The sequence below is a fragment of the Streptomyces sp. PA03-6a genome, assembly GCF_033792765.1.
Classification (GTDB): domain Bacteria; phylum Actinomycetota; class Actinomycetes; order Streptomycetales; family Streptomycetaceae; genus Actinacidiphila.
Window position 1 is genome coordinate 1 of the sequence record NZ_JARAVK010000287.1, and the last position, 10,599, is coordinate 10,599.

General features: G+C 74.0%; 8 protein-coding genes and 1 pseudogene. 5 read left to right on the forward strand and 4 right to left on the reverse strand.

What is annotated here, in order from left to right; translation table 11 throughout:
* Nucleotides 1–279 precede the first annotated feature (279 nt).
* Nucleotides 280–1,266 (forward strand): ArsR/SmtB family transcription factor, encoded by a 987-nt coding sequence (locus tag PV350_RS39850; RefSeq protein WP_499516129.1) that lies wholly within the window; start codon nt 280–282, stop codon nt 1,264–1,266.
* 32 nt (nt 1,267–1,298) lie between these two features.
* On the opposite strand, the gene PV350_RS39855 is transcribed toward PV350_RS39850, so the two are convergent.
* Complete coding sequence (locus PV350_RS39855; protein WP_499516128.1) at nt 1,299–3,032, reverse strand: MFS transporter; 1,734 nt, start codon at nt 3,030–3,032, stop codon at nt 1,299–1,301.
* Between the two features lie 308 nt (nt 3,033–3,340).
* Between PV350_RS39855 and PV350_RS39860 the strand changes: the two genes are divergently transcribed.
* Nucleotides 3,341–4,996: a hypothetical protein gene (locus tag PV350_RS39860; RefSeq protein WP_499516127.1), complete on the forward strand. Its 1,656-nt coding sequence runs from the start codon at nt 3,341–3,343 to the stop codon at nt 4,994–4,996.
* 70 nt (nt 4,997–5,066) lie between these two features.
* Here PV350_RS39860 and PV350_RS39865 read toward each other — a convergent pair whose 3' ends face one another.
* Both PV350_RS39865 and PV350_RS39870 read right to left on the reverse strand, forming a co-directional pair.
* Entirely contained in the window at nt 5,067–5,918 is an 852-nt protein-coding gene (locus tag PV350_RS39865; RefSeq protein WP_500338329.1) for a hypothetical protein, read from the reverse strand.
* Nucleotides 5,919–5,996: 78 nt separating this feature from the next.
* Nucleotides 5,997–6,428 (reverse strand): hypothetical protein, encoded by a 432-nt coding sequence (locus tag PV350_RS39870; RefSeq protein ID WP_499516125.1) that lies wholly within the window; start codon nt 6,426–6,428, stop codon nt 5,997–5,999.
* Between the two features lie 165 nt (nt 6,429–6,593).
* On the opposite strand from PV350_RS39870, the gene PV350_RS39875 reads away from it, so the two are divergent.
* Together PV350_RS39875 and PV350_RS39880 are read left to right on the forward strand one after the other, a co-directional pair.
* Nucleotides 6,594–6,896 (forward strand): putative quinol monooxygenase, encoded by a 303-nt coding sequence (locus tag PV350_RS39875; RefSeq protein ID WP_499516124.1) that lies wholly within the window; start codon nt 6,594–6,596, stop codon nt 6,894–6,896.
* A gap of 189 nt (nt 6,897–7,085) precedes the next feature.
* Nucleotides 7,086–7,544 (forward strand): universal stress protein, encoded by a 459-nt coding sequence (locus PV350_RS39880; RefSeq protein WP_499516123.1) that lies wholly within the window; start codon nt 7,086–7,088, stop codon nt 7,542–7,544.
* A gap of 132 nt (nt 7,545–7,676) precedes the next feature.
* On the opposite strand, the gene PV350_RS39885 is transcribed toward PV350_RS39880, so the two are convergent.
* Nucleotides 7,677–9,275, reverse strand: coding sequence for a phytoene desaturase family protein (locus tag PV350_RS39885; RefSeq protein WP_499516122.1), 1,599 nt, complete (start codon nt 9,273–9,275; stop codon nt 7,677–7,679).
* A gap of 407 nt (nt 9,276–9,682) precedes the next feature.
* Here PV350_RS39885 and PV350_RS39890 point away from each other — a divergent pair.
* Nucleotides 9,683–10,564, forward strand: a pseudogene (locus PV350_RS39890) (serine/threonine-protein kinase); the annotation flags it as partial.
* Between the last annotated feature and the right edge of the window lie 35 nt (nt 10,565–10,599).

Below are 10,599 nucleotides of genomic sequence, written 5' to 3' on the forward strand. Positions count from 1 at the left end.
GCCCCGGTCCTGGGCCGACGACGTGCAGGTGCCCGCCACCATCAGCAGGCCGGCGGCGGCCAGCGCCACCGCCGCCCGTGCTCCGGACCTCCGCGTCCCCCGTGCCTTTCCGGCCCCGCGCATCGCCCGCATCACGCACACCCCCGCTTTCCGGTGTCCTCCGTGCCCCTGCCGTCCGTCGGCCATCAGACTGCGCCAAGGGGGCTCGCCACGGCGAGGTTCCGTGCCACGATTCGAGCACGTTCGAAGGAACCAGGGTGAGGGGCAGCAGGGACAGCGATGATCGAACTCACCGTGGACGCCGCCGGGTTGGCCCGGTCCCACTTCGCGGTCTCGCCGCTGCACGAGGTCTCGGCGACGCTGCTGCCGTGGGGCCTGCACCCCGGACCGGAAGCCGATCCGTGGGTGAGCCGCGCCCGTCGTGTGCTGCGCCGTGCGCGGCTGCCGTTGCTGTCGGAGCTGGCGCTCGACGGGGGCGGCTACGTACCGGACTTCCTCAGCCCGCATCCGTCCGGCCCGTCGCCCACCGTCGAGGAGGAGCTGGACCGGGTGCGGGCCACACCGCCCGACCGTGTGCTCGGCGAACTGAAGGCGTTGCGCGAAGGCCGCCCCTGCAACGGGCTGGCCGGATCGGAGCTGCCGCCCGGGGTGCGGCGCGCGATGGCACGGGGCGGCGGGCACGTCGCCCGGCAGGTGGCGGAGGAGCTGCGGCGGTACTGGGATCTCGCCTTCGCCCCGCACTGGCCCGACGCGAGGGCCGCGCTCGACGCGGAGGTCGACCGGTGCGCGGGAGTGCTGGCCCGGCAGGGCGCCGCGGGGCTGTTCAACTCGCTGCACCCCGGGATCCGGTGGGCCGGCGGCACGCTGCACGTCGAGAGCCGTTTCTCGGTGGGGCTCGCCGTTCCGCTGGTGGTCGTGGTGCCGTCGCTGGTGTCGGGGGCGCCGGGGGTGGTCGTGGATCCGGTGCGCGGCGGGCGGCGGCCGCCGATGGTGGCCTATCCCGTACGGGACCGGCCCGCCGCGCCGGCGGCCCCTTCCACCGAACTGGCCAGGCTCCTCGGCCCCACCCGCGCGGGGCTGCTCGGGGCGCTGGCGCGGCCGGCGTCCACCACGCAGCTCGCGGCGCGTCACTTCCTGAGCGCCGCCACGGTCTCGTACCACCTGGGGGTGCTGCACCAGGCCGGTCTCGTGACCCGTTCCCGGTCGGGGCGGACGGTGCTGTACCGGCGTACGCCCGCCGGGTCGCGGCTGACGGGGCGGGGCTGACCCCCTGCGGCCCGCCCCACCCGGGCCACCGGTCAGGCCGTGACGGTCTCGCCGGGCAGCGCCAGGTCGAGGTCGACCAGGCGCTCGTCGCCCGCGTGCGTGGCCGCCGAGGCGAGGGGGCCGTGCCCCGCCGCGCGCGCGGCGAGCACGTACGGGCCACCGGCCGGGACCGCGAGCGCGTAGCTGCCGTCCTCCGCGGAGAGCGTCGCACCGGCCTGCCGCCCGCGGCGGTCGATCAGGGTGACCTTGGCACGGGCGACCGGAGCGCCCCCGGCGCCCACGACCCGGCCCCGGAAACCACGCAGGACCTCCTCCGCACGCGCCAGGCCGGCCTCCTCCTCGCTGCTGGCGCGCAGCTGCAGGCCGGTCCGCCGTCCGGGCAGGCCGAGGGCGAGCAGCAGGCCGAGGAGGACGGCGCCCGTGGCGATGAGGAACGAGACGCGGAAGCCGTGCATGGTCGGGATGGCGACGCCGTTGACGTGCTGGGCGGTGTTGGCCAGCACCATGCCGATCACGGCGCTGGACACCGAGGTGCCGACGGACCGCATCAGGGTGTTCAGGCCGTTGGCCGCGCCGGTCTCGGAGGCCGGCACCGCGCCGACGATGAGCGCGGGCAGCGAGGAGTAGGCCAGGCCGATGCCCGCGCCCAGGATCACCGAGGTGAGGACGGTCTGCCAGACGGCGTCCATCAGGCCGAGGCCGCCGCCGTAGCCGGCGCCGATCACCAGCAGGCCCATGATCAGCGTGGTCTTCGGGCCGAAGCGGGCGGACAGGCGGGCGTAGACGGGGGCGGTGAACATCATCGTCAGGCCGAGCGGGGCCACGGCCAGACCCGCGACGACCATGGACTGGCCCAGGCCGTAACCGGTGGCGGCGGGGAGCTGGAGGAGCTGGGGCAGGACGAGCGAGACGACGTAGAAGCTGACCCCGACCATGATCGAGGCGAGGTTGGTGAGCAGCACCTCGCGGCGGGCGGTGGTGCGCAGGTCGACCAGCGGGGCCTTCACCCGCAGTTCCATCACGCCCCACAGCAGCAGGACGACGGCTGCGGCGGCGAACAGCCCGAGGGTGGTGCCGGACGACCAGCCCCAGTCGCTGCCCTTGGTGATCGGCAGCAGGAACAGGACCAGGCCGGTGGACAGGCCGAGCGCGCCGGGCAGGTCGAAGGTGCCCTTCGCGCGCGCCGGGGACTCCGGCACGACGGCCAGGGCGAGGACGATGGCGAGGACGCCGAGAGCGGCCGCGGCGTAGAAGAGCGCGTGCCAGTTCGTGTGCTGGGCGATCAGGGCCGCGCCGGGCAGCGCGAGGCCGCCGCCGACGCCGATGGAGGAGCTCATGAGGGCCATCGCCGAGCCGAGCCGCTCCCGCGGCAGCATGTCGCGCATCAGCCCGATGCCGAGCGGGATGGCGCCCATGGCGAAACCCTGGAGCGTACGGCCCACGATCATGGTGAGCAGCTGGCTGGTGACGGCGCTGATCACGGCGCCGACCACCATGACCGAGAGGCTGGCGATCAGCATGCGGCGCTTGCCGTAGAGGTCGCCGAGGCGGCCCATGATCGGGGTGGCCACCGCGCCGGAGAGCAGGGTGGAGGTCAGCACCCAGGTCGCGTTGCTCGGCGCCGTGTGCAGCAGCTGCGGCAGGTCCTTGATGACCGGCACGAGCAGGGTCTGCATGACCGCGACAACGATGCCCGCGAAGGCGAGTACCGGGACGACCGCCCCGCTGGCTCTCCGGGCGGGCAGGTCGGTCGTCGTGAGCGTCATGGGGTGAGGCCTCCGGGCAGAGGTGAGGACCGTGGTGGTGGTCGTGCGGATCGCGTACGAGGATGCAACCCCGTATGCCGAGGCAACTATTCCGTCACCCGGAAACCATAAAACATGCATTTTACCGGCTTATTTGGCTTTGGTCCCGGCACACACGGATCCCTTGCGGCACGGCAGCCCCATCCGTGACCGCTCTGTGATCTTCCCGCGCACAACGGTGCGGATGGCCGGACGGTCTCAAAGACGTGCGCCCAGGGCGGCGCACGCCGCAGACTCCGACATCCGTGACATCCGACAAGGAAACGTTGATGAGACGTCCCGTCCGCAGATCCGTCTTCCGGGCAGCGATCGGACTCGTGGCGGCCGCCGCTCTGGCCGCCGGTTTCGGCCCCGCCTCCTCCGCCTTCGCCGAGGACGGCGCCCCGCTGCCGGTCACGATCACCGGCAAGAGCCACGTGGACCTGTCGCTCCAGAGCGACGGCGAGGACTCGGACGAGCCCCAGGTCACCCTGCGGCTCGCCGCGCCCGGCAGCGACGAGCCCGGCGACGACGGGGTGATCCCGGTCGTCCACCAGGGCCCGTACACGATCAAGATCGATGCCAGTGGCCTCGACGGCGTCGCCGCCGTGAAACTGCCCTGCGGCGCGAAGGGCCTGACCGCCGTCTGCGAAGGCAGCGAGATCAACGCCGGCGAGACCTACAACGAGATCGGCGACATCCGCCTGAAGGTCGACGCCGACAGCGCGGCCGGGGACTTCGGCACCATCGAGGTGACCGGCGAGGGCGAGGGCGTCGACTTCGCGCCCCTCACCATCGACGTGCTGGTCGGCGGTCCTGAACTGCGGGGCCGCACCCTGTCCGAGCCCAAGGGCCTCGCCGCCGGCGACACGTACGAGGCGCCGGTGGGCTTCCGCAACGTCGGCGGCATGGCGGCCGACGGCACCGTGCTGCACTTCCACGGCTCGCGCGGGCTGAGCTTCCCCGACAGCTACGGCAACTGCGCCTACAAGCAGACCACCGAGGGGTCGCTGCTCTACCAGGGCACCGACGCGATCTGCACCTTCTCCGGCACCTACAAGGCCGGCACGGCCTACACCCTGTCCGAACCGCTGAAGGTCAAGACGGCCGCGTTCGCCCTCAGGGACGGCTTCAGCTACGGCTTCTCCGCGGTCGGCGCGAAGAAGGCCGAGGCGCTGCTGGAGAACGACGGCTACACGCCGGGTACCGGCGCGCCGCTGACCCTCGAGGAGATCCCCGGCGCCCCCGCGGGTGACTACACGCGCTACACCGATCTCGACCTGCCCAGCGGCAACACGTACGACCTGGTGCTCACCGGTGCTTCCGCCCGGGGAGACGCCGGCGACACGGTGAAGGCGGAGATCGGCTTCCGCAACGACGGTCCGGCCTGGATCAGCGCTCTGCGCAGCGGCGGGGAGCCGATCATCTTCTCCGTCGCCGTGCCCGAGGGCGCGAAGGTGACCAAGAGCCCCAAGGGCTGCAACTTCACCACCATCGACGAGGGCGTCAAGGGCTACCTGTGCTGGGTCGACACCCCGCTGCTGGAGGACGCGAAGCTGAGCTTCCCGTTCGAGCTGCGCATCGACAAGGTCGTGAAGAACGCCAAGGGCAAGATCGCCCTGCCGACGTGGAACAACCCGGCCGAGCCCGAGCAGTCCAACAACACCGCCTGGATCGTCCTCAACGGCACCGGCGACGGCGACGACTCGCAGGGCTCCTCCGGCGGCCCGTCGGCCACCCCGGAGCCCACCGCCTCCGGCGACGACGAGTCGGGCTCCGCCGGCACGTCCGGCAACGGCGGCTCCTCGTCCTCCGGCGGTGACTCCGGCGGCGGCCTCGCCTTCACCGGCGCCGGCGGCGCGCTGCTCCTCGGCGGCTCCGCGCTCCTGGCCCTCGGGCTGGGCGCCGTGATCATCGTCGTCGTCCGGCGCAGGAGCGCCGCCTGACGCCGCACCGCCACCACGCGACGGCCGCCGCGCCCTTCGGGGCGCGGCGGCCGTCGTCGTACGCGGAGGTCTACCGCCCGCCGAGCTCCACGGGCCCGCCGGTGAAGGCGTCGAGCAGGATCCGCCCGCCGAGCGGCCGTTCCAGGCGGACCGTCACCGGATCGACGAGCAGTTGCGCGGTGCACGGGCCGTCGTCCGCGCCGCGGACCATGCCGCGGAGCACCACGCTGTCGCGGGTCTCCAGCACGTCGACGGCCGGACCGTCGTCACAGGCGCCGTGCTCCGCCTGGACGGTGACGCTCCGGCCGTCCTCGGCGACCTTCAGCAGCCCGTGCAGCGGCATCCCCGGATCGGTGGCCTGGGAGAGGGCGGCGATCGGCGCGCCCGGCAGCCGCGCGGGGCTGATCGCGGCACGCACCAGCGGGGTGTCGTAGCCGTCGAGCGTGAAGTGCCAGGCGGGGACGCGGGCCTCGCCGCGGCTGGTGAGCAGGGTCATCTCGCCGAAGGTGGCCTTGGTGACGGTCAGCGGGTCCGCGCGGCCCTCCGGCCCCTCGTCCAGCCCGTCGTAGGCCTCCCGTGCCGTCATCGGCGTGACGGGCGTCGACGTCCCGTCCGCCCAGCGGATGCGGCCCTTCTGCTCGGTGCGGGGCAGCACCCCACGGTGCTCGAAGTTCCGGGTCAGGTAGGCCTGCTTGTCGGCGTCCGTGCGGAAGGCGTTGTCCGGGAGCCGGACCACGTCCTCCAGCGGGTAGAAGCCCTCCCGCCACGATCGTGCGGCCTCCGAGCCCTCCCAGGCCTCGGCGACCTCCCGCATGCGCGCGGTGGCCGCACCGTCGTCGTCCCTCGCGGACACCGTCCGCGCCCCGCATCCGGCGGATCCCAAGAGCAGACAGACGGCACCCACCAGCACGAGCGGTCTCATGACGCCTCCCCAAGGCAGTGGGCCCCCCTCGGACCCTGCCGATGTGACGTACCGCCCCGGCAGCGGGTTCCGCCCGCGTCACCCGCCGGCCGCGGCGGCCGGCGCGGGCGGGTTCCTCCGGTTGCCCACCCAGGTGAACAACCCCGCGCCCGGGGGCAGTCCCAGGAGGATGCCGGCCTGAAGGGCGAGGTCGGCGGCGGGCGGGGACACCAGCAGCGCGACGGTGAAGCCGAGCGCTCCCGTCGCCGCCACGACCAGTGCACCGACCGCGGCGGCCACGCCCCAGCGGCGAGGACGCTCCCGCGCGGCGTCGGCGACGGCACCACCACCGATCAGGGCGGTCACCACCGGCGCCGTGCTCGCACCGGGCAGCAGGCCGAACGGCCAGAGCAGCAGGGCGATGACGCCCAGCGGCACCAGCGCCATCACCATCAGCCACGCGGTGAGTGCGGCCACATCACGGGGCCGGCGCCGGCCGGGGCCGGACGCGTCGGGCCGCTCGGTCGCCACGGCGCGAGCCTATCCGGGCTCCCGCCCCGTAGGGCAGGCCCGAGGCACACGGAACGACGCCGCGAAATGCCGGGCCGGCTTCGCGGGAGGCGCCGGGCCGGCCGGGTAGCGTCGCCCTCACCAGCGGCCCGAGCGGCCGTCCCTCCTGCGACCTGGAGCACCGGTATGCCCGCGTACGGATTCTTCGTGGAGTTCGAGGCCCGGCCGGGCCGGGAGGACGAGGTCGTCCGCTTCCTCGTCGACGCCAAGACGCTGGTCGACGCCGAGCCGGGGACGTTGGCGTGGTTCGCCTTCCGCCCGGGGCCCTCCTCCTTCCGCATCTTCGACGCCTTCGAGACGGAGGAGGACCGCGAGACGCACCTGCGGGGCAAGGTGCGGCAGCGCATCGAGGCGCTCGGTGACGAACTGTTCGCCGTGCCGCCCGTCATCACCCCGGTCGACGTCCTCGCGGCGAAGCTGCCCGGCTGACGGGGCGCAGGGTACGGCAGCCACCGGGCTCAAGGGGCACCACCCCCCGCCGCGGACGGCGCCACCGGTCGGCGCAGACTGTGAACGGAATGTTCACGCCGTACGACACCGCCGGTCAGGGGAACTCCACCACCGCAGGCGTCTACTGAGTGCGCGAACCCCTGCTCAGCCCTGGAAGAAGAGATAAAGATGTCCATGTACCAGCGCATCATGGTTGCCGTCGACTCGAGCCCCTCCCGCCAGTCCGCCCTGCGCACGGCCGGGGACATGGCCCGGCTGACCGGCGCCGCGGTGCACGTCGTGCACGTGCTCGCCTCGACGGTCGCGTTCGACACCGTCATGACCCTGGAAGAGGACTCCGACGCCGGCGCCGTCGTCGACGAGGCCGTCGCCACGCTCCACGCCATGGGTGTGGCGGAGGCCGACGGTGAGCTCGTCCGCGACGTGACCACGCAGGAGATCGCCGGCGCGATCTCCACCGCGGCGGAGCAGTTCAAGGCGGACCTCCTGGTCGTCAGCCCCCACCACCGCGGCTCGGTCGCGGCCTTCTTCAACCCCCGTGTCAGCGACGCCATCGCCCACACCAGCCGCATCGCGGTGCTGCTCGTCCCTGAGGAGCGCGCCGAGGGCGACGACTCCGCCGTCTGACCGCGCCGGGTCGGGTCGGCCCGTCCGGCTCCGGCGAGCCGGGCGGGCCGCGCCGGTACGCCCCGGTCACGGCGTGGGCACGTGCTCCGGGAGCATCCCGGCGTGCTTGACGACGTGCCAGAACTCCCCCGGTCAGTGGCGCCCCGGTCGTCGTGGGCCGCGGATGAGCTGCTGCGCGGCGAGGTGGCCCGAGCCGCCGCCGAGGCCGGGGCCGGGGTGGGTGGAGGCGCCGATGTGCCACAGCCCGGGGACGGGTGTGGCGTGCCGGGGCGCGCCGGGCAGCGGTCGCCACAGGAGGCTCTGGTCGAGTTCGGCCGAGCCCCCGTAGGGGTCGCCGGCCACCGCGTTGGGGTTGTGCCCGCACAGGTCGGCCGGGGTGACGGCGTCCCAGGCGAGCACCTTGCCGGGCAGGTCGGGGGCGTGGCGGGCCACCCGGGCCAGGACCCGGTCGACGTAGCCCTCGGTCAGTGCCTCCGTCCAGCCGCCGCCGACGTCGAGTTCGCCGGCCGCGTCGCCGACGGGCGCGAAGGGCAGTTCCTGGAGCTGGATCCACAGTGACGCGGCGCCTTCCGGCACGCGGGACGGGTCGAGGACGTACTGCTGGCCGACGACCACCGTGGGCCGGCGCGGCAGCAGGCCCGCCTCGGCCTCCGCGCAGGCGATCCCGGTGCTCGCCGATCCGTCGCTCAGGTGGAACAGCGGGATGCCGGCCAGCCGGTCGTCGTTCCAGCCGGGCGGGGCGGAGAGGGCGACGTGGAGCTGCATCGCGGCGCGGCCGTAGCGGTAGCGCCGGGCCTGGTCGCGGACCACGGTGGGCACCGGGGCGTCCTGCGGCAGCAGTTCCCCGTACAGCGCGGTCGGGGTCACCGAGGCGAGGACGGCACGGCGGGCGTAAATGTGCTCACCGCCGCCGGCGACCCCGGTGACCCTGCCGTCGGTGAGGAGCAGCCGCTCCACCGGGTACCCGGTGCGGACGTCCACGTGGAGTTCCCCGAGCAGCGTCTCGAAGGCGCGGACGAAGTTGCCGGCGCCGCCCGCCACGACGGGCACTCCGTAGCCGTGGAGCGAGGCCGCGAGCACGGGCAGCAGCAGGCCGCCCCCGGCGTGGTCCGGGGACAGCCCCGCGTGCAGCAGCCAGGGCACCCACAGCAGGTCCGCCTCGTCGCCCCGGAACGCGCCGCGGCAGTAGGAGCGTCCGCTGGTGACGGCGGACCGGAGCCAGGCCTCGGTACCGGTGAACCGTTCGCGGCGCACCAGCTTCGCGATGTGCCGCAGCGTCCTTGGGGAGCGGGGCTCGCCGCTCAGCATGCCGCCGATGGCGTCGGCGTTGTCGAGGAAGCGCCCCAGCATGGCCAGGTAGGCGGCCCTGTCCTCGGCCTCGCCGAACGCCTCCGCCGTGATGGCCGCGTCGCGGTGCACGAGGAGCACGCGGCCGTCGTCGGTGACGGTGCCGGTGACGAAGCCGTCGCCGTTGCGGTACTCCAGGCCGTGTCGGTGCAGGTCCTCGCCGAGGACGGCGTAGGCCCCTCCGGACACGAACAGCGGGTACCAGGAGGAGTAGGTGTCGTGCAGGTAGCCGGGCAGGGTGCGTTCCTCGGTGGCGATGAAGCCGCCGAGCCGGTCGCCCTGTTCCAGCAGGGCCACCGACCAGCCGTCCTTGGCCAGTTCGGTGGCGGCGACCAGGCCGTTCACACCGGAACCGACGACGACGGCGTCGACCGTGCGTGCCATCAGTGCTCCTCGGGTGCGTCACTCCGGGAGGCCGCACCACGGGAACCGGCCGGGGCGACGTCCCCGTGCGTCCATGGTCCAGCGTGCGCGCGGGGCGCGGCACCCGCACGTCGGGCGAGCCACGCCCGGCCGCCACCGGTCCGGTCCCGACGCGGGTGGCCGCCCCAGGGGCGCCGCTTCGTGGGGCGCGACCAGGTGCTTCGGCCGACGTGTCGCACCGACGCACCCAGGCCGTCCACGCCCTTGCTGTCGACGGCCGGCGTGCCCGATGCTCATATCCCCAGAACCACATCGGTCGCCCCCGGCAGCCGTGGCCCGGTCCCGCGAACCGCCCCCCTCCGGCGGCGGGCATCGGCGCGACCCGCCACGGCGTGCGGGGGTGGACCGGTCGTCAAAGGGGGGGTTCGATGCGGACTGAGCGGGTGATCCCGGTGTTCCAGCCGTTGGCGCCCGGTGATCCGGCCACCGTCGCGGGGTACCGGATCGCCGCCCGCCTCGGTGAGGGGGGCATGGGGACGGTGTACCTGTCGTACACACCCGGCGGGCGCCCCGTCGCCATCAAGGTGATCCGGCCGGACCTGGCCGGGGACCCCGAGTTCCGCCGCAGGTTCCGACTGGAGGTTCACGCCGCCCAGCAGGTGCAGGGCCTCTACACCGCCCCGGTCATCGACAGCGACACCGATGGGGACCGCCCCTGGCTCGCCACGGCGTATGTGGCCGGGCCCTCCCTCCAGGCGGCCGTCGGCCGGCACGGGCCGTTCCCGGTGCCCGCCGTGGCGCTGACCGTCGCCGGGATCGCCGAGGCGCTGCAGGCGATCCACAGCGTCGGCATCGTGCACCGCGACCTCAAACCGTCCAACGTGCTGCTGGCCGCCGACGGACCGCGGGTCATCGACTTCGGGATCGCCCGGGCCGCCGACGCGACCTCGCTCACCCGCAGCGGCGTCATCGTCGGCACCCCCGCCTTCATGACCCCCGAGCAGGCCTCCGGCGCCCCGTGCCTGCCCCCCACCGACGTCTTCGCCCTCGGCCAGGTCGCCGTCTACGCCGCCACCGGCCGGCCCGCCTTCGGCGAGGGCACCCCGCACGCCGCCCTCTACCGCATCGTCCACGCGGAGCCCGACCTGTCCGGCGTACCCGATGAGCTCGCCGAACTGGCCCGGCTGTGCCTGAAGAAGGATCCGGCCGCCCGCCCCACCCCCGCCGAGGTCATCGACATCTGCCGTCGGATCTCACCGCGGACGGAATTGCGCCGCCCCGAGGGCTGGCTCCCGCCGGCCCTCGGGGCGGCGCAATTCCGTCCGCGGTGAGATCCGACGGCGGA